Here is a 24,682-nt window from a genome sequence, read left to right as displayed (position 1 = left end):
TGAATGTTGCTTAAATAATAACCACAAAGTGATATAAATTAAAGTGATTATTTATTAAACGTCTTCAGCCAGGCCCCGACGCCATCGATAAAGGCTTCTCTATGGGAGAAGAAGGGGGCGTGGGAGGCCTTAGGCAGCACAAGATCTTGATAGCGTGATTCGCAAACCGGCATCAGTGGCTGCACCCGGCGTGATACCAGGCCATCTAATCTTCCCCACACCCTAAGCCAAGGCGCCTGAATCTCGCTGAGCTGCGCCCTGAGATCCACCTCCTTAAGCATCTGAAGTCCGGCGCGCAGCGCACCCGCATCCGGTAGCGGCTTGGCCATCACCAGATCCCTGAGCTGCTTGATATCTTGCTTGGCGGTCTCGCTGCCCATGGCCTGGATGGCGAGGAAGCGCTCTATCATCTTGCCAAGATCTTTTTCCAGCTGATCGCCAAACTGTCCCAGAACCTGCGGCGGAATACCGGGCCAGCCCTCCTCTTCTCGTGCCATGAAACAGGGGGAAGAGGCTATGGTCAGCAGGGCCTCGATACGTTCTGGATAGCGCAGCGCGGCGCGGGTGGCGACGAGCCCGCCCAGAGACCAACCGGCCCAGATGGCCCGCTCTGGTACATGAGCCATGATGTGATCGACCAAGGCATCTAGCTCGCCCTCTACGGCCGGGCTATCGCCGAAGCCGGGCAGGTCGATGCACAGGAGTTGATGATCGTGGAAAGCGTGATGTAAGGGGGTAAACACAGCGCTATTGACCCCCCAGCCGTGCAGCATGACGATGGGGCGGCCTTGGCCTATAGTTTCAATATGCAAGGATTGCTGACTCACTAAGATGCCTCTACAGATCGGAAAGTTAGTTAAATGGATAGAACTCGTCTGAATTTATCACGCTGGCAGCTCCGGCTTAGTCGATTACGGCGGCTGCTGGCGGCTAGTCTACCCAATCGCTGTATGATCTGCCATCAAAGGGTGCTCTTGCCACAGCGGGGCATCTGTCTCACCTGTCTCGATGCTGGGCTCTACTCGTCGCCTAGCTGTTTGGGCTGTGGTCGCACCATGAGTCTGCAGAGCGCTTATTGCGGCACCTGCATGACGACGCGACCTCTCAAGGTGGTGGCGCCTGCCAGCTACCATCAGGGGCTGGGGGAGACGGTAGCGGCGATCAAGTATCAGGGACAACTGGCCGGCTTATCCCCCTTAGTGCAGGCCCTAGTGCGACGGATTCATAAGCTGGTGGCCGTGGAGGCTATCTCTCTGCCTCAGGTGCTACTGCCTGTGCCCCTGCATCCGAGGCGTCTGCGCCAGCGCGGCTTTAATCAGGCCTATCTGATCGCCTGTGAGTTAGGTCAGGCGCTGTCGATCCCTATACAGCCCGATGCCTTGGTGCGACTGTGTGATACGCCGCCTCAGGCTGGGCTGACGGGCAAGCAGCGACGGCGTAATCTCGCGGGCGCCTTTAGCCTGAGTGACGGGTTCGAATATCAGCGCGTGGCCCTAGTTGATGATGTGGTGACAACCGGTACCACGGCCATGGAGATCGCCGAGCTGTTCGAGGCGCGCTACATCCAGGTGCAGGTGTGGTGTCTGGCGCGCGCCGAGGCGCCCCACCTGATCGATCAATAGCCGTTACGGCGCCAATTGCGATACTTGGTGTGTACGCCTCGGGTGAACAGCGAGGAGTATTCCTCCAGCAGATCGACGCCATAAAGGATGGCCACCACCAGCAGGGAGAGCTTGATCCCCACAAAGGGGTCGACCACGGCGATACAGACACCAATGGCGGCCAGTGCCCAGATGGCGGCGGCCGAGGTTACGCCGACGACCACTCCCTCTTTGGCCAGCATGACGCCCGCCCCCAGAAAACCTATGCCCGTCACCACCTGGCCTATGATGCGCGACGGATCCGATACCGAGGTAGCGATCGCCATGGAGGCGGTGATGAAGATATAGGTGCCCAGCACGATCAGCGATGAGGTACGTATGCCGACGGGTTTGCCCCTGAGTTGGCGTTCCAAGCCTATGATGAGGCCGCAGAGAATGGCGCAGCCGAGTTCGCGCCAGCGAAAGGGATCGATAGCTACCCAAGCATCAAAGTTCATGGTGTGTTCCTAGTTAACAGTGTCTGGTGCAGAGGGCTTACGGGCGGGATGACGTCTTGGGCTTTTCTGCGGGTCAATTTTCGGCGAGTGTCGATCTAAAAGGCCCCTGAGTCAATAGGGGCCGAGAGATATTGCTAGTCCTCGAAGATGGACTCGATGGGGAGCTGAAACAGCCTGGCGATCTTAAAGGCCAACGGCAGGCTGGGATCATACTTGCCCTTCTCTATGGCATTGATGGTCTGGCGCGATACATCCAGCAGGTCTGCCAGATCGGCCTGGGTCCAGTTGCGTTCGGCGCGCAGGGGTTTTAGACGGTTCTTCATCTGTAGTTGAGTCTCCCAAAGATGAGCCCCAGCATATAGGTGAGCGCTAGGAGCACCACCAGATAGGCGGCCTTGAGATCCGGTAGCAGATCCGCCATGTCCAGAATCGAGTAGAGGGAGAAGCCTATGATGCTGACGCCGACGGCTAAGGCCAGGGCATCGAGCTGTATTTTACGCTCCATCTCGTCGAGTTGGCGCAGGAAGCGTTTGAAGGCCAGCAGCATCCAGATGCCGATGGCACCATGGAGGATGAAGCAGCTTGCCAGCACCCATGTCGATGTCAGATAGCCTTGATGGGCCAGGAAGGATGTTCCTCCCAGGCTGAGCGCCCATAAGAGGGCGAGCAGATTCACCCGGTTGGCATTCTGAATATCCCTTAACGGTAGCCCTCTGGAGCAGATGGCGTCGATGATCTGTTTCATATGCGGTTCCTCTCGCTCGTGTTAAATGTCAAATACCCTTTACATAACAAGCTAGGTTAAAAAAGACTCAAGGTCAAGTGTGCTTTACATAAAGTTTGGTTTGTTTAACTTTTAAGGTGGCGAATTGGCATTGGATGGACAGATGAGGGAGATGGCCGTTCGAGGCCACCTCCTTGTTATTTCACTCGTATTAGCTCATTACTTAGCTTGAGTGTATTTATCTAAGATCACCGCACAGGCGGCATCGCCCGTGATGTTGAGCGAGGTGCGGATCATGTCAAAGACCCTATCCAGGGCAAACAGCAGCGGCAGGCCGTCGATGGGGATGCCCGCGGCCAGCAGTACGGCAACCACTAGGAAGGAGGGGCCGGGCACGCCTGCCTGACCTATGGCGCCCAGGGTCGAGGTGAAGATGATCGCCAGATAGGCGCCCAGGCTGAGATCTATGCCATACATCTGGGCGAAGAAAATCGCCACCAGGCCGTAGTAGATGGCGTTACCGCTCATGTTGATGGTTGCGCCTAGCGGCAGCACGAAGGAGGCGGTGGGTTTTGAGACCCCCAGCTCCTCCTCACAGGTTTCCATGTTCACCGGTAGGGTCGCCATGGAGGAGGCGGTAGACAGCGCCATCACCTGAGGCTTCTTCATCACGCTGATAAACTTCTTGGCGCTGACATTGGAGAACAGCTGTACCAGTAGCGGGAAGAAGAGGAAGCCAAACAGCAAGATACCGAAGACAAATACGGCAAACAGCTTGAATACCACTTCCAAGGCATCGAAGCCGAAGGTACCGACCGAGTCCGCCATCAGGCCAAACACGCCGATGGGGGCGATCACCATGACGCAGTTGATCATCCACACGAAGGCGTCGACTATGGTATTGAGCGCCGCCAGAATCGGCTTACTGCCATCTCCCTTCACCTTAGTGAGGGCGATACCGAAGAAGATGCTAAAGACCAGAATTTGCAGAATATTGCCGCCGGTGAGGGACTCGAACACATTGGTGGGGATCATGCCGATGAAGGTATCCATCACGCCGGGCAGGGCACCATGCTCTTCGGTGACCTTCATCAGGCCGCTGGCGCTGTGGGCGGTGAAATCGACGCCGTTACCGGGCTGGAACAGGTTGCCTAGCAGTAGCGCCAGGGCAACCGCCACCCCTGAGGTGATGATGAAGAAGCCGAAGGTGCCTATGCCTATCTTACCCGCCGAGGGGCTGTCGCCCAGGCTGGCGGCGCCCGAGATGATGGACACCAGCACCAGAGGGATAACCAACATCTTGATCAGATGGATGAAAATGGTGCCTAGCGGCGCAAATACGCTGGCCTGTTCGCCCATGATAAAACCGACGGCGGCGCCGATAATCATGGCGATCACCACCTGCACCCCGATATTGCCTAAAAGCCTACTTGTCTTGGTTTTCACCTTTGCCTCGCCCTGTCGTCTGTATTGTACCAATCGTAATAAATGACTGATTATCCTAGCTTGTTAAAACGCTCGATGATTGCATTAGTATTTTTAACTGTAGAATAACTACTTATCTAAAAATCTTGCTTTGTTCGCAAGCGTTTTCCCTGCGCTATCTCTGCTCACTTATTTACTGTGATTAGTGTTAACTTGAAATGAGTATAGTCTTGCAGGCGCGCAGCGTAGCACGGGGGAGGGCAAGAGTCTGTGAATTCAGGCGTGCCTTGAGGATAAAGCCCAAGCATGGCGCGTGATAGCCGAGCTTTTGCGCAAAAATGAAGTGCTATGGCGAGGGGGAAAAGAAGAGGATGGCATTTGCCATCCTCTCTGTTGGGGTTTGCTATTGAATAAGCCTTAGTTCATCGGGCTTAAGGCTGTTGTCCCTTGACGATCGCCTCCAGGTGTTGCTGGAAGCGCTGGTTGAAGTTGTCTTCATTGCCATCGAAGCTGACGTTGAGGTAGTCCCCGAACTTGCTCATATAGTCGGTGGCCTCATAGATGCTGACCTCGATTAGCTTGTCGCCCTGGATAAGATAGTCATCGGCCGACACCATGTCGGCATAGGCTGCCGGCAGGTCAATCTGCTTGACGCGCAGCACAGGTTCATCGCTTGGGCCGGTGATCAGCGACCATTGATGGGTTTCGACCTGACCTGTAATGTTGACCTTGATGGTCTTGTTTTCTTCGTCGATGACAGTGTCATCTGGGTAAAAGGCAGGCCAGAAGAGGCGAGCGACATCTGCCGTGGTCAGCTGTTCAGCATCCTGATGACTCGGCATGGGCCAGGTGATGAACTCATCCTGTACCCGGCACATCACATCCGCCGCCTGCTTGATGCGGTAACGATATACCTGACTCGGCCAGCTAAGCTCGCCCAGCTTCAGCGCGGGAGGGGTGGTGCTAAGGACAGCCTGCCACTCATCGCCACTGCCCGAATATTTAGTAAACTCGACGGTGAGGGGCACAAACGTGCCGCTGTATACAGTGTGAAGAGTGTTGTCTATGTAGCGAATCTCAGGCGCCTGATAGGCTTTATCGTCATCGCCGACCCAAAGTTCGAGTTCCTGATTCCAACACGCCTCTGGCGTCTCAGTGCCTTCTCCTTCACGATAATCGAATACCCGACCATTGACCTTGTCCTCGATGATTGAACCTATGAAGGTGAGATCGGGCGTGCCATAGGTGAGGGTAAAGGCGCTGTGCAGTTTGGCGGGCGCCAGGGTGAAGTCGCTGTGCAGCTGGTCGTCCTCAAAGAAATGGTTCTTGATCACCTGCCAATCGGCGTATGACATGATCTTCTCATCGATTGGCGTCTCAATATAGCCTGCGGCGAGCAGGGCATTGTTTACCAGGAAACGTATCGCCATGGGGTCGTTATTCAAGTAGTCCTGGGTGTTCATGCCGCTCGCTTCTACCAGGTTCCTTAGCTGGTCGCGGGTCATCGACATGATGTCATCGACGGCCAGCACATCGCTGAGCTGATCGCCGATCAAGGCTTCCAGATGACGATGCAGTCGATAGGTGTCGATGAATTCAGGGGCGAGGGATTGCTCGGCGCTCAGCTTATAGGGATTGCCTTGGCGCTCGTAAATCGTCAGCACCATGGCGGCGAGCAGGGCACGCTGAGAGGCGATCTCCAGGGAGGTGGTGCCGGCGGCGCGCATGCGGGCGACACGTTGAAATTCCAGGTTGGTCAGGGCATTGATCTCACCTCCGTGCTCCTGCAGAGCGACCAGTCTGCCTTCTCCCTCCATGGAGATGACGGCCTGGGTGTTATCGGATTGCGCACGGGTATTTAGGGCATCGGTTCGAAATGCTGCCTTGAGAAGGGCCGGTTTGGTGGCGGTTTCTGCGGCCTGCTGCCAGTTGGCTACCAGATCATAGACGGGCATCTCGACGTTGCTGGTCCAGTCGATCTGATACTTTCCTTCTGCATCTGCTATGCTACTGGGCTCATTGGTTTCACAGCTGGCATTCTGGTTGAAATCTACACAGACCTCGGCGCCGGCTACCGCGCCTTGATACACCACAGTGCCTATGACTTGATGATCGAAGCTTGTGGGTGGCGTGCCACCGTCGGTTGGGGTATCTGAATCGTCATTGGAGCCGCCGCAGGCACTGAGTAGGCAGGTACCGAGCAGCAGAGAGCTTAGGTGAGTTAAACGCATATTTGTGTCCTTACAAATATTAACAATGAAAGGGACCGGGCGGTGAAATACCAATCACAGTAAGTATTTGATCAGAAATAGCGCAGGAAAAACGCTTGAGAACAAAGCAAGATTTTTAGATAAGTAGTTATTCTACAATTAAAAATATTAATGCAGTTATCGAGCGTTTTAACAAGCTAGAATGATCAACTATTTATTACGATTGGTATAACTTAGCAAGGTCCAATACGGCTGAAAGGACATTATCTATAGCTTTGATTAAATTACCATTACCCGATCGGATAGGTTAGAAGTGCAAGACTTGCAGGGTATTTAGACAATAAAAAATGGCCCCTGGGGGCCATTTTTAGCTAAGAGGTTAGCACCAGGGCTTAAGCCTTAGGGCCAGCCTGTTTGATGGCGTCAGACACGTCGTACTTAGTGAAGTTGGCGGCAAACTCTTCTGCCAGTTGCTGGGCGTACTTGTCGTACTCAGCCTTATCGGCCCAGGTGTTAACCGGGTTAAGCAGCTTGGCATCGACACCAGACACGGCCACGGGCACGTCCAGGTTTAGCTTGTCGATGTGCACAGTTTCTACATCCTTCAGCTCGCCGCTGACGATGGCATCGACGATGGCGCGGGTCGTTGGGATATCGAAACGCTTACCTACGCCGTGTGGACCACCGGTCCAGCCTGTGTTGACCAGATATACCTGGCTACCGAATGACTCGATACGCTTCATCAGCAGCTCGGCGTAAACGCCAGCAGGACGTGGGAAGAAAGGTGCGCCGAAACAGGTCGAGAAGGTTGACTGAATCGCAGAGGTCGAGCCCATCTCGGTCGAACCTACCTTAGCCGTGTAGCCAGAGAGGAAGTGATAGGCCGCCTGTTCCTTGCTGAGCTTAGACACTGGTGGTAGTACGCCTGATACGTCACAGGTCAGGAAGACCACGGCATTTGGCTCGGCGCCGCGGTTCTCTTCCTTACGTTGAGCGATGTGCTCGAGCGGGTAGGCCGCACGGCTGTTCTCGGTCAGCTCTGTGTTGCTGTAGTCAGGAATGCGCTGCTCATCCAGAGTCACGTTTTCAAGTACGGTACCGAAACGAATAGCATCCCAGATCACCGGCTCGTTCTTCTGGCTCAGATCGATACACTTGGCGTAGCAGCCACCTTCGATATTGAATACGCCGCCTGGTGCCCAGCCATGTTCGTCGTCGCCGATGAGGAAACGCTTAGGATCTGCTGATAGGGTAGTCTTGCCCGTGCCTGACAGGCCGAAGAATAGGGTAGTATCGCCTTCGCTGCCGACGTTGGCCGAGCAGTGCATTGGCAGTACGCCTTTGGCAGGCAGTAGGAAGTTCTGCACTGAGAACATAGACTTCTTCATCTCGCCGGCGTACTTAAGGCCTGCCAGCAGTACCTTGCGATCGGCGAAGTTGATGATGACGGTGGCGTCAGAGTTGGTGCCGTCACGGGCAGGATCACACTCGAAACCCGGGGCGTTCATGATCTGCCAAACGGGCTTGTTGGCGACGTTAAACTGCTCAGGCACGATAAACAGGTTACGGGCGAAAAGCTGATGCCAGGCGGTCTCGGTTTTTACTTCAATAGGTTGGTAGTGCTCAGGGTCGGCACCCACTTCCAGCTCAGAAACAAAAGTCTCCTTGTCGGCCAGGTAGGTCGCAACGCGATCCCATAGGGCGTTAAAGGCATCCATGGCGAACGGCTTGTTGACCGATCCCCAATCGATTTCGTTTTCGCTGCCTGCTTCTTTCACGATAAAGCGGTCGTTGGGTGAGCGTCCGGTACGCTCGCCGGTTTTTGCCACTAATGCACCATTCGCCGTTAGCTCTCCTTCGCCGCGTGCGAGTGCAAACTCAACTAGTTGTGCCGTAGAGGGATTTCTATGAGTCTGCTTAGATCCATCCGCCATCTGTAAGGTCTCCATCATTCGAGTAGGGTTGGCCGGTCTGTGCCAGCTTGTTTTTGTTTTATCTGCATGATTTGCAGAGGCCCGATTGTAACTTAAGCGGAATTGAATGTGTGAGGAAGATCGCGAAAATCGTGAAAAAAAGAGGATGCGCACAGGCATCCTCTTTCAAAGCTGAATATAAGCCGATGATTTACTGCTGAGTATCGGCCTTAGGCGCGTTTTTAAATAGGGCTTCAACATCGATGGAGTCGAAGCTGTAGCTGGAGTTACAGTACTCACAGCCCATCTCGATCTTGCCCTGTTCGGCCAGAATGGCGTCCAGCTCTTCTTTGGCTACCGTCTTGAGTGCCTGACCGCTGCGCTCACGGGAGCAGGTACAGGAGAAGGTGACCTCGATAGGATCGAACAGGCGAACCTCTTCCTGGTGATACAGGCGGTGCAATACTTCTGTTGCCTCGAGATCAAATAGCTCCTCGGCCTTGATGGTGCTGGTCAGCTGTTCGAGATGTTCGAACTCTTGGTTGTGCTCGTTCTCGCCCGGTAAGACCTGGAGCAACATGCCGGCGGCTTGCTTGCCGTTGGCAAACAGGCGGATGGCGGTCGGCAGCTGCTCAGACTGCAGGAAGTATTGCTCCAGACACTCGGCCAGGGTTTCCTTCTCCAGCGCCACTACGCCTTGATAACGCTCGCCGTTGCTCGGAGTCAGGGTGATCACCATGTGTCCCTGGCCCATGAGCTGTTGTAGGCTGGCGTCTTTGGCGACCTCGCCTTCCCAGCGTGCAACGCCGCGCAGCTGCTGTAGGTTGTTGCCATTGATCACCGCTAGCGATACCGGGCCGTTGCCCTGCACCTGCACGCTGATATCACCATCAAATTTCAGTGTGGCGGTGAGTAAAGAGGTGGCCGCCATCTGCTCGCCCAGCAGACGGGCAATGGCTTCAGGGTAGGTGTGAGCCGATAAGATCTCTTGATAGCTCTTCTCTAGCTGTACGATTTGTCCGCGCACATCGGCGTTGTCGAATAGGTAACGGTTTAAGATATCTTTACTCATTTGTGTCTCACAGTTAGCTTTCTTTAAAGCGTATTAGTTGGCGACGCTGTTTCTTGTCTGGCTTGGTATCCGGCGCGGGATTGTTAAGCACATTCAAGCGTCTTGCCTCGGCATAGGTCTCGCGTTTGGCTATGCTTTCTGGCGTCTCTTCATATAAGGTTTGGGCGACCACCGCCTTTTGGCGCTGCTCGGATAATTTTTTTATGACGATCTCTTTTTCGTCATATCCTTGTCGTAATCTAATCACGGCGTCGACTTCGGCCAGCTTGCTCGACTTAGTGCGCTGGCCATTGTAGTGCACCTTACCGCCGTTGATCATCTCTTTGGCGACTGCACGCGTCTTATAGAAGCGGGCGGCCCACAGCCACTTGTCGAGCCGAACGCCAAGCTCTTTCTCTGAGGTCATGGTGATCAGGTCTCCTTAGGTGTATAAAGATGTGCAAGCTCACAGGCTTAAAAAATAGTCCATACTTGTTGTTAGCCAACAGATGAGATAGCGACAGACCTCACACCCTTTTTAGGCGCGTAAAGTTAGCATAAATCGCCTCTATAGGCCAATAAAGAGACTGTTATGGGCTTGTTGCGATTAGCTGTGTAGGTTAGCATGAGCCACAGCTAGGAAATTATCATAATCAGATTAGAGGCCTGCATAGAGGGTCCACAATAATATGGATTTATTAGACAAAGTAATATCTAAGGCCGCTGCCGTGCCGCAGAAGCCTCTGAGTTCGGCCGTATTCTGGCTCGGTTTGATTATCGCTATCTATCTTTTGGCGCAAATCACATGGAAGTTGGTGCCCGTCGCTGAAACCCCACAAAAATGGCAGGCGACCCCTGTCTCCAGCAGTCAGTCATCGTCCCAGGTGAATGTCTCTACGCTGCAAGCATTAGCCCTCTTCGGTAAGGCCGACCCCAACTCGGATAAGCCTAAGCCTGTGGTGGAAGAGAAGATCACCGACGCACCCAAGACCTCGCTGTCGATTCAGTTGACCGGCGTGGTGGCCTCGACCGCCGAGCAGAATGGGCTAGCGGTGATCGAGTCCCGTGGTAGCCAGAACACCTATAGCCTGGGCGACAAGATCCAGGGCACCTCAGCCTCGCTTAAAGAGGTGTACGCCGATCGCATCATCATCTCTAACACTGGTCGTTACGAGACGCTGATGCTTGATGGCCTCAAGTATGAGGCTCAGGGCGAAGCCAATAACTTGTTGCAAGAGGCACGTTCCTCTCGCGATGTCCGCACCATAGATAAGCGCAACAACAGTGCCGTCTCTAAAGAGCTGGAAGAGTCGCGCGACGCCCTGCTGGAAGATCCCAGCAAGATCACCGATTACCTGGCGATTTCACCGGTTAACGCCGGCGGCGAGCTGCAGGGGTATCGCTTAAACCCAGGCAAGGACAGACAATTATTTGAACAGGCTGGCTTTAAGGCCAACGATTTAGCAAAATCAATGAACGGCTATGATCTGACTGATATGAGTCAAGCATTGGAAGTGATGGCGCAGTTGCCAGAATTGACCGAAATTTCTCTGATGGTCGAAAGAGAGGGTCAGCTGGTTGAGATCATGTTTAGTTTGCCGCAATAAAAAGGGTTAGAGGAAGTCATTAATGAACAACAAGAAAATACGCCGCAACCTTATCGCGAGCGTCGTGATGGGCGCCTCGCTGTTAGCGCCACAAGTGGCGTGGTCGGAACAATACGCGGCTAATTTCAAGGGCACTGACATTCAGGAGTTTATCAACATAGTTGGTAAGAACCTGAACCGGACTATCATCGTCGACCCTACCGTACGCGGCAAAATCAATGTACGCAGCTACGATCTGCTCAACGATGAGCAGTACTATCAATTCTTCCTTAATGTGTTGCAGGTCTATGGCTACGCCGTGGTCGAGATGGACAACAACATCATCAAGGTGATCAAGGACAAAGACGCCAAGACCTCGGCGATCCGCGTTGCCGATGATACTACTCCAGGCCTGGGCGATGAGATGGTGACTCGAATCGTCGCCCTCTATAACACCGAGGCCAAACAACTTGCTCCCTTGCTGCGTCAGCTCAACGACAACGCGGGTGGCGGTAATGTGGTTAACTACGACCCGTCAAACGTATTGATGATCTCCGGTCGTGCGGCCGTGGTGAACAAGCTGGTGGAGATCGTCCGCCGCGTCGACAAGCAGGGTGATACCGAGGTGCAGGTGGTGCCGCTGGAATATGCCTCTGCCGGCGAGATGGTGCGCATCATAGATACCCTGTACCGCGCAAGCTCCAACCAGTCTCAGTTACCGGGTCAGGCGCCTAAAGTGGTTGCCGACGAGCGTACCAATGCGGTGATCGTCAGTGGTGACGAGAAGAGCCGTCAGCGCGTGGTGGCCCTGATTAAGAAATTGGATGCCGAGCAGGCGACCACAGGTAATACCAAGGTGCGTTACCTGCGTTATGCTAAGGCAGAAGATCTGGTAGAAGTGCTGACCGGTTTCGCCGAGAAGTTGGCCAAAGATCAGGACGGTGGTCAGTCCCAGGGCGGTCGCAGCAAGCGTCGCAACGAAATTAACATCATGGCTCACCCAGACACCAACGCCCTGGTGCTCAGCGCCGAGCCGGATCAGATGCGCACGCTGGAGAGTGTCATCAACCAGCTGGATATTCGCCGCGCACAGGTACTGGTAGAAGCCATTATTGTCGAGGTCGCCGAGGGTGACGATGTCGGCTTTGGCGTGCAGTGGGCCACAGAGTCTGGTGGCGGCACCCAGTTTAATAACTTAGGTCCCACAATCGGCGAGATCGGTGCCGGTATCTGGGCTGCTCAGGAAGAAGATGGTACTAAGGTTTGTACCGAAAACGGTACTTGTACCGAGAATCCTTCCAAGAAAGGTGATATCACCATACTGGCGCAGGCGCTGGGCAAGGTGAATGGTATGGCGTGGGGCGTGGCCATGGGCGACTTTGGTGCCCTGATCCAGGCGGTTTCCAGCGATACCAAGTCAAACGTACTGGCAACACCTTCTATCACCACTCTGGATAATCAGGAAGCCTCCTTCATCGTGGGTGACGAGGTTCCTGTGCTGACAGGCAGCCAGAACTCCAGCAACGGCAACAGCAACCCCTTCCAGACGGTCGAGCGTAAGGAAGTGGGCGTGAAGCTGAAAGTCGTGCCACAGATCAACGAAGGCACCACGGTTAAACTCACCATAGAGCAGGAAGTCTCTGGTATCAATGGTAAGACGGGTGTGGACGTAACCTTTGCTACTCGCCGACTGACGACCACGGTAATGGCCGATTCGGGTCAGATCGTCGTGCTCGGTGGTCTGATCAACGAAGAGGTGCAGGAGAGCGTGCAGAAGGTACCTTTCCTCGGCGATATCCCTATCTTGGGTCACCTGTTCAAGTCATCATCGAGCGGTAAGAAGAAGAAAAACCTTATGGTCTTCATCAAGCCGACCATCATTCGTGATGGTGTGACCATGGAAGGCATAGCCGGTCGTAAATACAACTACTTCCGCGCCCTACAGCTAGAGCAGCAGGAGCGTGGCGTGAATCTGATGCCAAATACCAGCGTACCTATCCTGGAAGAGTGGAGTCAGGAGGAGTACCTGCCGCCTGAAGTGAATGAGGTGCTGCAACGTTACAAGGATCGCAAGGGACTCGATACCAAGATGCGTGAAACCGATCCTGCGCTGAAACAGATCAACGAAAACAAGCAGCAAGATAAGCAAGATGAGTGATATCCAAGCCGCACAAAACGAGGAACTGGCCCAGGTAACGAGTGAACTCGGGCTAGCCTCGGAGGCCGAATCCGATGAGGTATTTCACTCAAGCAGTCGTGACCGTCTGCCCTTCGCCTTCGCCCACAGATTCGAGTTGGTGCTGGATAAGGACGAGGCGGGACTCACCCTGTATCACACAGTCAACACGCCGATAGAGGCGATGCTGGAGGTGCGTCGTTACACTGGCCAGGAACTGGCATTGGCTCGGCTTGAGCCTGACGTGTTCGAGGCCAAGCTGACCCAGGTGTATCAGGCCAACTCTTCCGAGGCGCAGCAGCTGATGGAAGATATCGGCAACGAGATGGATCTGTTTACCCTGGCCGAGGAGCTGCCCCAGACAGAAGATCTGCTGGAGGGTGACGATGATGCGCCTATCATCAAGCTGATCAATGCCCTCTTGTCCGAGGCGATCAAAGAGGAAGCCTCTGATATCCATATCGAGACCTACGAGAAGCAGCTGGTGGTGCGTTTCCGCGTCGACGGTGTGCTCAAAGAGGTGCTCAAGCCGAATCGCAAGCTCTCGTCGCTACTGGTTTCGCGTATCAAGGTAATGGCGCGTCTGGATATTGCCGAGAAGCGTGTGCCGCAAGATGGCCGTATCTCCCTGCGTATCGCCGGGCGTGCGGTCGATGTGCGTGTGTCCACCATGCCATCTAGCCATGGCGAGCGCGTGGTACTGCGTCTGCTGGATAAGAACGCCGGTAACCTAGATCTTAAACAGCTGGGGATGACCGACACCATACGCGAGCAGTTCGATGAGCTTATCCGTAAGCCTCACGGTATTATTTTGGTGACCGGTCCTACCGGTTCGGGTAAGAGTACTACCCTGTACGCGGGTCTTACCGAGATCAACGCCATCGACACCAACATTCTGACCGTCGAAGACCCGATCGAATATGAATTGCCTGGCATAGGTCAGACTCAGGTGAATACTAAGGTCGACATGACCTTCGCCCGTGGTCTGAGAGCCATTCTACGTCAAGACCCTGACGTGGTGATGATAGGTGAGATCCGTGACCTTGAAACGGCGCAGATCGCCGTGCAGGCTTCACTTACTGGTCACTTGGTGATCTCGACCCTGCATACCAACACCGCCTCGGGCGCCATTACCCGTCTGCAAGACATGGGGGTTGAGCCCTTCCTGGTCTCCTCGAGTCTGCTGGGGGTGCTGGCACAGCGCTTGATCCGTACCCTGTGTCCTCAGTGTAAGACGGAACACACGCCAGACTTGCGTGAGCGAGAGCTGCTGGGGATCAGCGAAGACGATCCGCGCACCATCTACCGCGCGACAGGTTGTGCTGCTTGTGGTCACAACGGTTACCGTGGCCGTACCGGTATCCACGAGCTACTGCTGGTGGATGACTATGTTCGTGAGCTTATCCATACCGGACGCGGCGAGCTGGCCATCGAGAAGCATATTCGTAAGACGGTACCTAGCATTCGCCATGACGGCATGATCAAAGTCCTCGACGGGGTGACTACCCTGGAAGAAGTGCTGCGCGTCACTCGCGAGGAGTAGCCATGCCAGCATTTGAGTACAAGGCGTTAAACGCCCAGGGCAAACAGCAGAAAGGGGTTGTCGAAGCCGACACGGCGCGTCATGCCAGGGGCCAACTGCGTGAGCAGCGTCTGATGCCGCTGGAGATCACCCCAGTAGTCGAGAAGGAGGCCAAGGCGAAGAGCGGTGGTTTCAGCTTCAAGCGTGGCATCTCGGTCGCCGAACTGGCACTGATCACCCGTCAGATAGCGACTCTCGTGGCCGCAGGTTTGCCGGTGGAGGAGGCGCTCAAGGCCGTAGGTCAGCAGTGTGAGAAGGACAGGCTTGCCAGCATGGTGATGGCGGTTCGATCGCGTGTGGTAGAGGGTTACAGCCTGGCCGACTCGATGGCGGAATTTCCTCATATTTTCGACGATCTCTATCGCGCCATGGTGGCTTCGGGCGAGAAGTCGGGCCATCTCGAGATAGTGCTCAACCGTCTCGCCGACTATACCGAGCGTCGTCAGCAGCTAAAGACCAAGATGACTCAGGCGATGATCTACCCCATAGTGCTGACGCTGGTTGCCATCAGCGTGATCGCCATCTTGCTGGCCGCCGTGGTGCCTCAGGTGGTGGGTCAGTTCGAGCATATGGGCCAGGAACTGCCCTGGACGACACAGTTTTTGATCGCCTCATCGGATTTTGTCCGCGACTATGGCCTTATCGTCATGGGTATCATCATAGTCCTGGTGGTCGGTGCCAAGCAGCTGCTGCGCAGCGCGGCCAATCGGATGAAGTTCGACACGGCAATACTCAAGATGCCGGTTGTCGGACGGGTGAGTAAGGGACTTAATACGGCGCGTTTTGCACGCACCTTGAGTATCTTGACCGCCAGTTCGGTTCCGCTACTCGATGCTATGCGTATCGCCAGCGAGGTCTTGATGAATGTCAGGGTGCGGGCGGCGGTCGAGGAGGCCACCGCCAGGGTACGTGAAGGCACGAGTCTAGGCGCAGCGCTCGCCAATACTAAACTTTTTCCCCCTATGATGCTCTATATGATCACCTCGGGTGAAAAAAGCGGTCAGCTTGAGCAGATGCTAGAGCGCGCCGCCGACAACCAAGACAGAGAATTTGAGTCTAATGTCAACATCGCCCTGGGGGTGTTCGAGCCTATGCTGGTGGTCAGCATGGCGGCCGTGGTCCTGTTTATCGTCCTGGCGATTCTGCAGCCGATCTTAGAACTCAACAACATGATTAGTGGTTAACGTCCAAGCGTTAACTACCAACAGCCGTCCTAACTCCAGACGTTAGGGTATTTTTTATAGAGGAAGTATTAATGCAAGCAAGAAACAAGCAAAAAGGTTTTACCCTACTGGAAGTCATGGTGGTTATCGTTATCTTAGGGATCCTTGCTTCCATGGTTGTACCTAACCTTATGGGCAACAAAGATAAAGCCGACATCCAAAAGGCGGTATCTGACATTGTTGCACTGGAAAATGCCTTAGACATGTATCGTCTGGACAACAGCGTCTACCCGACGACAGAGCAGGGACTGGAAGCCCTGGTACAGAAGCCAACTATCTCACCCGAGCCACGCAACTACCGTGCCGATGGCTACGTGAAGCGTCTGCCACAGGATCCATGGCGTAACGATTACCTGCTATTGAGCCCGGGTGAGCAGGGTAAGATCGACATCTTCAGTGCTGGTCCTGACGGTCAGCCGGGTACCGAAGACGATATCGGTAACTGGAACCTGCAAGATTACCAATAAGCCTTAGGTCGAGTCTGTCTATGCGTGGCGTTCGCCAATTTGGTTTCACCCTGCTAGAGGTCCTGCTGGTCGTCTTGCTGATGGGATTGGCTGCCGCCGCGGTGACTTATACTACCAGCGGCGCCGATCAGCATAAGGCGCTGGAGCGTACGGCGCGACAGTTTATGGCGGCGACCGAGCTGGTGTTGGATGAGACCATACTCAGCGGTCATTTCATCGGTATCGTCATCGATGAGAAGCACTATGAGTTCGTTTATTACGATGAAGGCAAATGGAAGCCACTGCAGCAAGATCGCCTGCTGGCGGCCAAAGAGATGGAACCTGGAGTCGAGATGCATCTGGTGCTCGATGGTTTGCCTTTAATCCAAGAAGATGAAGAAGATGATGAGTCCTGGTTCGACGAGCCGCTCATCGAGCGCAGTGAAGATGAGAAGAAAAAGTTTCCCGAGCCTCAGGTGATGCTGTTTCCCAGCGGCGAGATGAGCGCCTTCGAGCTGACCTTCGTCGGTAAGGATGAGCGAGGCCAGGAAATAGAGGCCCTGGTGGTGGGGGATGCCTTGGGGCGTCTGACCCTGGGCAGAGAGGATGGATTCGATGAGTAAGCCCAGGCTAGGCCCGAGTATCAAGGCCAGAGGCCGCAGCGCAGGTATGACGCTGCTTGAGGTGATCGTTGCCCTCATGGTGTTTGCCATCGCCGCCGTCTCCATCACTAAGAGTCTGGGTGAGCAGATGGCCAATATGCCGATACTCGAGGAGCGCACCCTGGCACAGTGGGTGGCCAGCAATCAGATGGTGGACGCCCGCCTGGAGAAGAAGTTTCCCGACCTTGGCCGTAAAGATGGCAGCGTCGAGCTGGCGGGAAAAGAGTGGTATTGGCGCAAAGAGGTGGTGAAAACCACAGATGATAATTTTCGCATGATACGCATCAGTGTCAGTGACGATGATCGCTACCAACGCGTCATCGCCCAGGTGAGTAGCTATGTCCTTAAAGAAGAATAAGACTACTCGCGGTTTTACCCTGCTGGAGATGCTGATCGCCATCGCCATCTTTGCCATGTTGGGTCTGGCGGCCAATGCCGTGCTCGGCACTGTGATGAAAAACGATGAGGTCACCGCCGAGTTTGCCCAGCGGCTAAAGTCGCTGCAACAGGGATTCGGGGCTTTAGAGCGAGATTTTGGCCAGATGGTGGCCCGCACCCCACGCCTGTTGGAAGGCGGACGGGGCTCGACCGTGATTCAAACCGGTAAAGATATGTTCGACTCTGAGTCGGAGGCCATCGTCTTTTATCGCATCGGCTGGCTGAATCCCGATGGCTTGTTGCCGCGGGGCAGTCTGCAATCTGTGGCCTATGTGGTGCAGGAAAATAACCTGGAGCGTTGGTATTTTCCCTATCCTGAACCGGAATTTGGCGCCGAGCCGATCAAGACTGTGGTGATTAAGAACGTCCTGTCGGTGGAGTATTCCTTCTATGTCGAGGACAAGTGGGAGCGTAAGTTTGACGCTACCAGCCTGCCCAAGGCGATTGCCATGGCCGTTGAGGTGGAAGGCCTGGGCAAGGTGCAGCGCAAGTTCCTGTTACCGCTAGGGGCAACGCTTAGCAAAGATAATTCGGGTAACAATAACGGCAACAATAACAACGGCAACAATAACGGCAACAACTCGGGCGGTAATAATACTGGTGGCAACAACAGTGGCGGCTCCGGTGGCAAGGAAGATGGCGATGAATAACCTGCCAGGAAAGCAGCGTGGCGTGGCGCTGATCGTCGTTTTGCTGATTGTGGCGATGATCGCCATCATTGCCACTAACATCAATAGCCGCAACCAGATATCTGTGCGTCGCACTATTAACTTGGCGCAGTATGATCAAGCCTATTGGTATGCGATATCGGCCGAAGAGCTGGTCAAGAAGGTGCTTAAGCAAGATTTAGACGATGCCGATGATGGCAAGGTGCATCGGCAACAATATTGGGCTCAGGCCGATGTGGTATTTCCGGCAGAGCAGGGGGAGATAGGTGGTCGAATCAGCGACCTGCAGGCCTGTTTTAACCTTAATGCCCTGGCTATTGAGACCACAGTGGTGGAAAACGGCCAACCTAAGCTGCCATTGGCGGCGATACAGTTTAAGGGGCTGCTGGTTGCGCTGGGGATGGATGATTTCTCCGCCGAGCGTCTGACCCATACGCTGAAAGATTATATCGATGAGGACACGGTCGCCAGCCCCTTCGGCGCCGAAGATGCCGACTATGAGTCGCGAACCGTGCCCTATCGCGCCGCTAACACCTTGATGAGTCATCGCAGCGAGCTGCGGGCGGTGATCGGCTTTAGTCAGGAGGTCTACCTTAAGTTGGCGCCCTATATCTGCGTCATTCCAGGTAATGATCGCCAGGTGTTGAACGTCAATACCATAGAGGTGGAGCAGGCGGCGCTGCTGGCGGGAATGTTTGATAATAAGATCAGCGTGGGAGAGGCCGAGAGCATCATTAATCAGCGTCCTGGCGACGGCTATGACAGCATGGAAGACTTCTGGTCCAATGGCTCCATCTCTGGGCTGCGTCAGCAAAAGAACCTGGAATCGAGCTTTAGCCTCAAGAGTAAGTATTTTCTGTTAGAGGCGGGTGCTAAGGTTGATAGTGCCACCTTTAGGATGCAAAGTGTATTACGTGTGGGCGGTAACAACCAGCTGGACGTCTTGACCCGTCAATATGGCGGCCAAAAATAATCACTTAGGTGGGCCATGCTCGTCTAGGCTAATAAAAGGACAAGCTCATCGAGAGCAACTTCATGAGACTTGTGGAGAAAGACATTGAGTGAAAGATTATTTATCCGATTAGGAAGAAGCGCGGAGCAGAGCTGCTCCTGGCTGGTATGGTCGGAACAAGAGCAGGAGATCATCGCCTCGGGAGAGCTGAGCGACGCCCAGGGGCTGTCGACGCTGACCGAGCGCGCCGGTAACCGTCCGGTGGATATTCTGGTGCCCGCCTCTGCCATTACCCTCACCTCGGTGGAGCTGCCGGAGAAGGGCCAGCGTCAGGCGCTGAAGGCGTTGCCTTTCATGCTGGAAGAGAGTCTGGCCGAGAATGTCGATGAACTGCATTTTGTCCCGGGTCCGCGCTGCGGCGAGTCTCTTAGCGTTGCCGTGGTGGCTCACGAGCAGATGCAGACCTGGCTCTCCTGGTTGAGTGAGGCTGGCATCAAGGCGCGTCAATTGGTGCCCGACTGTCTGGCCCTGCCACTGCAGGAATGTCAGTGGGCGGCGATGAAGTTTGGCCCGGATTACCTGCTGCGTACCAGCGCAGGTAGCGGTGTCAGCCTGGATGCCAGCTGGTTCCAGGCCGCCCTGCCTAAGCTTGCGGAGGGGCAGGAAGAGACGCCTATCACCCTGGCCAGTTATAGCGACATGGACATTCAAGGCGTCGAGGTGAAGCCTCAGCCGCTGGATCTACCGATGCTGGTGTTGGCTAAGGGGATCCTCAACGCGCCGTTGAACCTACTCAGTGGTATCTATACCCCTAAGCGTGAATACAGCAAGCATCTGCTACTGTGGCGTAATGCCGCCATGGTTATCTTGGTGGCCCTGGTGCTGGCCTTGGTGAACAAGGGGCTCAATATTCATCAGCTGAACGTCGAGCGTGAAGGCTTACAGCAGCAGACGGGTGAGATCTTTAAACAGGTGATGGGCAGCTCGCGTATGGTCAACGTGCGCTCGCAGATGCAGAGTCAGCTGCGTACCCTGCAAGGGGCAGGCGGCGGCATGGCCTTCTTTACCATGCTGGACGATCTCGCCGAGGGCTTCGCTAAGGTGCCGCAGCTTAAGCCGACCAGTCTGCGTTTCGACAGCGGCCGTAACGAGCTGCGCATGCAGATCACCGCCAAGAGCTATGCCCAGATTGAACAGTTTAAGGAGCTGATCTCGCCTCACTTCCAGGTGGATTCTGGCGCCATGAACAGCGGCGAAGATGAAGTGACCAGTACCTTAACCCTGAGGAGCAAGTAAGATGGACAACATTAAGACGTGGTGGAATGGCTTAGTGTTGCGCGAGCAGCAGCTCGTGGCGGCTTGCGCCATAGTGTTGGGGGTCGGCATCCTCTATTGGGGGATCTGGACACCGATCAGTCAGGCCGAGGCCGATGCACGGCGCAACCTGACGGCTCAGGAAAGTACACTCAATTATGTGAAGCAGACGGCCAACAAGATCGCCGGTCTTAAGCAGGCCGGTGGTAAGAAGGGCTTCTCTGGCAGCCTAAGTACTGTGGTGACTCAGAGTGCCAAAAGCTATGGCCTGGAAATCACCCGTATGCAGCCACAGGGCAATAAGATCCAGGTGTGGATGGACGAGGTGCCCTTCGATTCGCTCTTGGATTATCTGAGCGACCTGGTGCAGCAGAAGGGTCTCTCCCTGGATAATATCGATCTGGCCGATGGTGAGGCCGAGGGCTTCGTCAAGGTACGTCGCATCCAGTTCTCGCAGTAACTAAGTAGTAAGGGTTTTTTGTGGGTCTAGTGAAAAAAATTGTTATCGGCGTTTTCGTCTATCTGGTGTTTCTTATCGCTCTGTTTCCGGCGAGTCTGGCGGTTAAGTTGGCCCCCTTGCCTAAGCAAGTCAGTGTTTCAGGGATCTCGGGCACCATTTGGTCTGGTGAAATAGACACCTTAATGTTGCAAAAGCGTCGCCTGGAGCAGGTGAGCTGGCAATTGAGCCCTTGGGGGCTACTGACGGGCAAAGCTAATATCGACTTCGTGGTGGGCAGCCGTGCTACCGCAGTTAACGGTAAGGGATTCGTCAGTCTCTCTATGTCTGGCATAGATGCCAGCGGCGTGCGTTTCGACGCGCCGAGCGAGTTCCTGGTGGGCAATACACGTCTGCCGTTTCGTACCCAGGTCGGGGGTAACTTCAGCCTGATGCTACAAAATATGGAGCAGGGTGAGCCCTGGTGTCAGCAGCTTACGGGTAAACTCTTTGCCCAGCAGCTGCAGGTGAACAATCAGTTTGGCAAGTATCCTCTGGGGGATGTCGCCGTGGCGCTCAGCTGTGTCGATGGCAACATCAAGGTGCAGACGGATGACAGCATGAACGCCTTAGGCCTCAGTGGCCATGCGCTGCTTAAAGCCGACAAGCTGGTGCAGGTAACCGCCAAGATAAAAGAAACTCAGGCGCAGCCAGAAGATCTAAAGCAGGCGCTAAGCTTCCTCGGCAAGCGTGACAGTCAGGGTTACTACCCGATCAATTATCAGGGACGGGTGCCCGGACTCTAGTTCTGTCATTTCGAGTCATATAAAAAGCCCCTATCTGGGGCTTTTTTTATGACTGCTTTTTATAAAGGATGAGAGCAAATTATACCAATCACAGTAGACATGTGATCAGAAATAGCGCAGGAAAAACGCTTGAGAACAAAGCAGGATTTTTAGATAAGTAGTTATTCTACAATTAAAAATACTAATACAGTTATCGAGCGTTTTAACGAGCTAGAATGATCAATTGTTTATTACGATTGGTATTAGGCCTGCTTGTCGGTGATGCCTTGCTGCATCACCCGCTGACGATATTCCAGCAGACTGAATACACCGAAGAGCATGACATTCAGGTACTGGCGGAAACCTAGGGTCATCAGTGGTTTAAACAGGGTGCGGAAGATCAGTGTCTGCAGGCCGTGCATCACCAGGGTGATCGCCAGCAGTAGGGTCAACAGCATGCCTATGTTGCCTTCCGCTGGTGCAAATAAGTTGTAGATCATGACGGCCCAGGCAAATAGGGTGATCGCCTTGCCGATAAGAATCACCAATTTCATTACTCTGTCTCCGTGTGTTCGACTCGATACAGGCGATAGGTCACCTGACCGGCTTGTTTCTCTTTCAGTGGCATCCAGCCGCTGGGCAAGCCGAGGGGCGGATGCTCTTTCTCTGTCTCCACATAGACCAGAGCATCCTGATTGAGCCAGTCTTGGGCGACCAGCGCATCGATACAGGCCTGGGCTAGCCCTTTGCGAAACGGTGGATCGATGAAGACGACGTCGAAGCCCTCGGCGGGGGGCGTCTTGAGCTGCACTAGGGTGTCGCCCTGAACTACATCGGCGCAGTCGCATTTGAGGGTGGCGAGGTTTTGTTTGAGCTGCTTGGCCGCGCTGGCCTGTAGCTCAAATACCTTGGCGTACTTGGCATAGCGAGAGAGCGCCTCGAAGCAGAGGGCGCCGCTGCCGCCGAAGCAGTCGAGCACGCGGGCACCTGGAAGATCGCCTGCGATCCAGTTAAACAAAGTTTCCCTGACTCTGTCCGTGGTGGGCCTTAGCCCCTCGAGATCATGTATCGGCAGTTTTCTGGAGCGCCATTGTCCGGCGATGATCCTTACCTGTCCGCTTGCGGGTCGATTTCTTGCCATTTTCTACCTGTTATTGTGTGGAATCATTTAGCGGAATTTGGCCTAGCCAGATTAAGTGATAGACTGTTGCGCTAAATTGAGGTCGCTATTTTAACGTAAAGCATCAGAAAAAGGTGCAAAGCCCAGGGCATTAACGAAAAAAATGCCGTGTTTTTCTGCGTCGTTAGCTTGTTATAATGACGAGCGCAGCATGACTTTATAGCGAATTTTGAATCAGTTAATTGAGTACTGGTATTACACATGGCAAAAAAAGGTTTTTTTTCTTGGTTCCGCAAAGATAAATCTAAGCAGGAAGCGGCGGCACCAGAAGTAGAAGTTTCGACCCAGGCAGATGCCGAACAGGCTAACGTCGAAGAAGAGAATGTACGGTTGGCTGCCGAGCAAGCAGAGCAGGAGCATTTAGCTGCGGAACAAGTTGAGCAGCAACGCATCGCAGAAGAGCAGGCCCGCGTCGAGGCTGAATATGCCCGTCTTGCTGCCGAACAGGCCCGTCTCGAAGCAGAGAGTGAGCGTTTAGCTGCGGAACAAGCTGAGCAAGAGCGTCTAGCCGAGGAGCAGGCCCGCGTCGAAGCTGAGAATGCCCGTCTGGCAGCCGAACAGGCCCGTCTCGAAGCAGAGAGTGAGCGTCTAGCTGCGGAACAAGCTGAGCAGCAACGCATCGCAGAAGAGCAGGCTCGTGTCGAGGCTGAAAATGCCCGTCTTGCTGCCGAAAAGGCAGAGCAGGAACGCCTAGCTGCGGAACAAGCTGAGCGGGAGCGTCTAGCCGAAGAACAGGCCCGCGTCGAAGCTGAGAATGCCCGTCTTGCTGCCGAACAGGCAGAGCAAGAGCGTCTAGCGGCTGAGCAAGCAGAACAGACAGGGCAAGAGGAGCAGGTTGAACAACAGCCCGAGCCGCAGCAGAAGCCGACCAAAGAGGGCTTCTTTGCCCGTCTGAAACGTGGACTGAAACGTACCAGCGAAAATATCGGTAGCGGTTTCATCGGTCTGTTTAAGGGTAAGAAGATCGATGATGAGCTGTTCGAAGAGTTGGAAGAGCAGTTGCTGATCGCCGATGTGGGGGTGGAAACCACCAGTCGCCTGATCGCCAGCCTGACAGAGCAGGCGAGTCGCAAGCAGCTTAAAGATGGCGAGGCACTCTACGAGCTGATGCGTGAAGAGATGCAGAAGACCCTGGAGCCGGTGAGCATCCCTCTGGTACCTGAAAATAGCGATGGCCCCTTCGTTATCCTCATGGTCGGTGTCAACGGCGTGGGTAAGACCACCACCATTGGCAAGCTGGCCAAGCAGTATCAAGCACAAGGTAAGTCGGTGATGTTGGCGGCGGGTGATACCTTCCGCGCCGCGGCCGTCGAGCAGCTACAGGTTTGGGGTCAGCGCAACGACATTCCGGTTATCGCCCAGCACACAGGCGCCGATAGCGCCTCGGTACTCTTCGATGCACTGCAGGCGGCGCGTGCCCGTAAGATAGACATCTTGATCGCCGATACAGCGGGACGCCTGCAGAACAAGGCTCACCTGATGGATGAACTGAAGAAAGTGGTGCGGGTGATGAAGAAGCAAGACGAGAGCGCCCCTCACGAGGTGATGTTGACCCTGGATGCGAGTACGGGTCAGAATGCCATTAGCCAGGCGCAGCTGTTCAAAGAGGCGGTTGGCGTCACGGGTATCACCATGAGCAAGCTCGATGGCACGGCCAAGGGCGGTGTGATCTTCGCCATTGCAGATAAATTTGGCATACCAATTAGACACATAGGTGTCGGTGAGCAGATCGATGATCTAAGAACTTTCGATGCGAAAGACTTTATCGACGCCCTGTTCAGCCATGAGGATGAGGCCAAGTAGCAAACGGCTA

The 24,682-nt window shown here is 54.6% G+C and carries 25 protein-coding genes; 14 read left to right on the top strand and 11 right to left on the bottom strand.

The window, feature by feature from the left end:
- Window positions 1-47 precede the first annotated feature (47 nt).
- Window positions 48-827, bottom strand: coding sequence for a pimeloyl-ACP methyl ester esterase BioH (bioH, locus tag L1D43_RS17360; RefSeq protein WP_345773717.1), 780 nt, complete (start codon window positions 825-827; stop codon window positions 48-50).
- 33 nt (window positions 828-860) lie between these two features.
- On the opposite strand from bioH, the gene L1D43_RS17355 reads away from it, so the two are divergent.
- Window positions 861-1,622 carry a ComF family protein gene (locus L1D43_RS17355; RefSeq protein WP_239853600.1) on the top strand — a complete coding sequence of 254 codons (762 nt, stop codon included), beginning with the start codon at window positions 861-863 and terminating at the stop codon, window positions 1,620-1,622.
- Here the strand turns inward: L1D43_RS17355 and L1D43_RS17350 are convergent.
- The 8 genes from L1D43_RS17350 to hslR form a co-directional block, all read right to left on the bottom strand.
- On the bottom strand, window positions 1,616-2,098 hold the full coding sequence (locus L1D43_RS17350) for an MgtC/SapB family protein (protein WP_239853599.1): 483 nt from the start codon (window positions 2,096-2,098) through the stop codon (window positions 1,616-1,618). The two genes, L1D43_RS17355 and L1D43_RS17350, sit on opposite strands and share 7 nt — an antisense overlap.
- Before the next feature lie 134 nt (window positions 2,099-2,232).
- A complete protein-coding gene (locus L1D43_RS17345) occupies window positions 2,233-2,421 on the bottom strand; it encodes a helix-turn-helix transcriptional regulator (RefSeq protein ID WP_239853597.1) in 189 nt (62 codons plus the stop codon).
- On the bottom strand, window positions 2,418-2,843 hold the full coding sequence (locus L1D43_RS17340) for a hypothetical protein (protein ID WP_239853594.1): 426 nt from the start codon (window positions 2,841-2,843) through the stop codon (window positions 2,418-2,420). Before L1D43_RS17340 ends, L1D43_RS17345 begins: the two co-directional genes overlap by 4 nt.
- A 198-nt stretch (window positions 2,844-3,041) precedes the next feature.
- Window positions 3,042-4,268 (bottom strand): dicarboxylate/amino acid:cation symporter, encoded by a 1,227-nt coding sequence (locus L1D43_RS17335; protein WP_345773716.1) that lies wholly within the window; start codon window positions 4,266-4,268, stop codon window positions 3,042-3,044.
- Window positions 4,269-4,678: 410 nt separating this feature from the next.
- Entirely contained in the window at window positions 4,679-6,478 is a 1,800-nt protein-coding gene (locus tag L1D43_RS17330; RefSeq protein WP_239853592.1) for a hypothetical protein, read from the bottom strand.
- A gap of 371 nt (window positions 6,479-6,849) precedes the next feature.
- Window positions 6,850-8,391 (bottom strand): phosphoenolpyruvate carboxykinase, encoded by a 1,542-nt coding sequence (locus L1D43_RS17325; RefSeq protein WP_041508809.1) that lies wholly within the window; start codon window positions 8,389-8,391, stop codon window positions 6,850-6,852.
- A 190-nt stretch (window positions 8,392-8,581) separates the two neighbouring features.
- Window positions 8,582-9,442: an Hsp33 family molecular chaperone HslO gene (gene hslO / locus L1D43_RS17320; RefSeq protein ID WP_239853583.1), complete on the bottom strand. Its 861-nt coding sequence runs from the start codon at window positions 9,440-9,442 to the stop codon at window positions 8,582-8,584.
- Between the two features lie 13 nt (window positions 9,443-9,455).
- Complete coding sequence (hslR, locus tag L1D43_RS17315) at window positions 9,456-9,848, bottom strand: ribosome-associated heat shock protein Hsp15 (protein ID WP_239853581.1); 393 nt, start codon at window positions 9,846-9,848, stop codon at window positions 9,456-9,458.
- Between the two features lie 262 nt (window positions 9,849-10,110).
- Here hslR and gspC point away from each other — a divergent pair, with 262 nt between their 5' ends.
- From gspC to L1D43_RS17255, 12 genes are all read left to right on the top strand, one after another.
- Entirely contained in the window at window positions 10,111-11,028 is a 918-nt protein-coding gene (gene gspC, locus L1D43_RS17310) for a type II secretion system protein GspC (protein ID WP_041508812.1), read from the top strand.
- 22 nt (window positions 11,029-11,050) lie between these two features.
- The gene (gene gspD, locus L1D43_RS17305) at window positions 11,051-13,165 is read left to right on the top strand and encodes a type II secretion system secretin GspD (RefSeq protein WP_041508813.1); all 2,115 of its coding nucleotides are present in this window, start codon (window positions 11,051-11,053) and stop codon (window positions 13,163-13,165) included.
- Window positions 13,158-14,726 (top strand): type II secretion system ATPase GspE, encoded by a 1,569-nt coding sequence (gspE, locus tag L1D43_RS17300; RefSeq protein WP_239853579.1) that lies wholly within the window; start codon window positions 13,158-13,160, stop codon window positions 14,724-14,726. Before gspD ends, gspE begins: the two co-directional genes overlap by 8 nt.
- A 2-nt stretch (window positions 14,727-14,728) precedes the next feature.
- Window positions 14,729-15,949, top strand: coding sequence for a type II secretion system inner membrane protein GspF (gene gspF / locus L1D43_RS17295; protein ID WP_041508815.1), 1,221 nt, complete (start codon window positions 14,729-14,731; stop codon window positions 15,947-15,949).
- A gap of 71 nt (window positions 15,950-16,020) precedes the next feature.
- On the top strand, window positions 16,021-16,455 hold the full coding sequence (gspG, locus tag L1D43_RS17290) for a type II secretion system major pseudopilin GspG (RefSeq protein WP_041508816.1): 435 nt from the start codon (window positions 16,021-16,023) through the stop codon (window positions 16,453-16,455).
- Between the two features lie 20 nt (window positions 16,456-16,475).
- Window positions 16,476-17,057, top strand: a complete 582-nt coding sequence (gene gspH, locus L1D43_RS17285; protein WP_239853577.1) for a type II secretion system minor pseudopilin GspH — start codon at window positions 16,476-16,478, stop codon at window positions 17,055-17,057.
- Window positions 17,050-17,454 carry a type II secretion system minor pseudopilin GspI gene (gene gspI / locus L1D43_RS17280; RefSeq protein ID WP_239853575.1) on the top strand — a complete coding sequence of 135 codons (405 nt, stop codon included), beginning with the start codon at window positions 17,050-17,052 and terminating at the stop codon, window positions 17,452-17,454. Before gspH ends, gspI begins: the two co-directional genes overlap by 8 nt.
- Window positions 17,435-18,184: a type II secretion system minor pseudopilin GspJ gene (gspJ, locus tag L1D43_RS17275; protein WP_239853573.1), complete on the top strand. Its 750-nt coding sequence runs from the start codon at window positions 17,435-17,437 to the stop codon at window positions 18,182-18,184. Before gspI ends, gspJ begins: the two co-directional genes overlap by 20 nt.
- Window positions 18,177-19,175: a type II secretion system minor pseudopilin GspK gene (gene gspK, locus L1D43_RS17270; protein WP_239853571.1), complete on the top strand. Its 999-nt coding sequence runs from the start codon at window positions 18,177-18,179 to the stop codon at window positions 19,173-19,175. Before gspJ ends, gspK begins: the two co-directional genes overlap by 8 nt.
- 84 nt (window positions 19,176-19,259) lie before the next feature.
- The gene (gspL, locus tag L1D43_RS17265; protein ID WP_239853561.1) at window positions 19,260-20,450 is read left to right on the top strand and encodes a type II secretion system protein GspL; all 1,191 of its coding nucleotides are present in this window, start codon (window positions 19,260-19,262) and stop codon (window positions 20,448-20,450) included.
- A gap of 1 nt (window position 20,451) precedes the next feature.
- The gene (locus L1D43_RS17260) at window positions 20,452-20,928 is read left to right on the top strand and encodes a type II secretion system protein M (RefSeq protein ID WP_239853557.1); all 477 of its coding nucleotides are present in this window, start codon (window positions 20,452-20,454) and stop codon (window positions 20,926-20,928) included.
- Between the two features lie 20 nt (window positions 20,929-20,948).
- Entirely contained in the window at window positions 20,949-21,710 is a 762-nt protein-coding gene (locus L1D43_RS17255) for a type II secretion system protein N (RefSeq protein WP_239853548.1), read from the top strand.
- 242 nt (window positions 21,711-21,952) lie between these two features.
- Here the strand turns inward: L1D43_RS17255 and L1D43_RS17250 are convergent, their stop codons facing one another.
- Window positions 21,953-22,243 carry a DUF1145 domain-containing protein gene (locus L1D43_RS17250; RefSeq protein ID WP_239853546.1) on the bottom strand — a complete coding sequence of 97 codons (291 nt, stop codon included), beginning with the start codon at window positions 22,241-22,243 and terminating at the stop codon, window positions 21,953-21,955.
- A complete protein-coding gene (rsmD, locus tag L1D43_RS17245; protein WP_239853544.1) occupies window positions 22,243-22,830 on the bottom strand; it encodes a 16S rRNA (guanine(966)-N(2))-methyltransferase RsmD in 588 nt (195 codons plus the stop codon). Before rsmD ends, L1D43_RS17250 begins: the two co-directional genes overlap by 1 nt.
- Before the next feature lie 240 nt (window positions 22,831-23,070).
- Here rsmD and ftsY point away from each other — a divergent pair, with 240 nt between their 5' ends.
- A complete protein-coding gene (gene ftsY / locus L1D43_RS17240; RefSeq protein WP_239853542.1) occupies window positions 23,071-24,672 on the top strand; it encodes a signal recognition particle-docking protein FtsY in 1,602 nt (533 codons plus the stop codon).
- Window positions 24,673-24,682 lie beyond the last annotated feature (10 nt).

This window comes from Shewanella sp. Isolate8, assembly GCF_022398495.1.
GTDB classification, from domain to species: domain Bacteria; phylum Pseudomonadota; class Gammaproteobacteria; order Enterobacterales; family Shewanellaceae; genus Shewanella; species Shewanella aquimarina.
The sequence above is the reverse complement of the archived record's forward strand: the minus strand, read 5'-3'. Positions and strand labels throughout refer to the sequence as shown.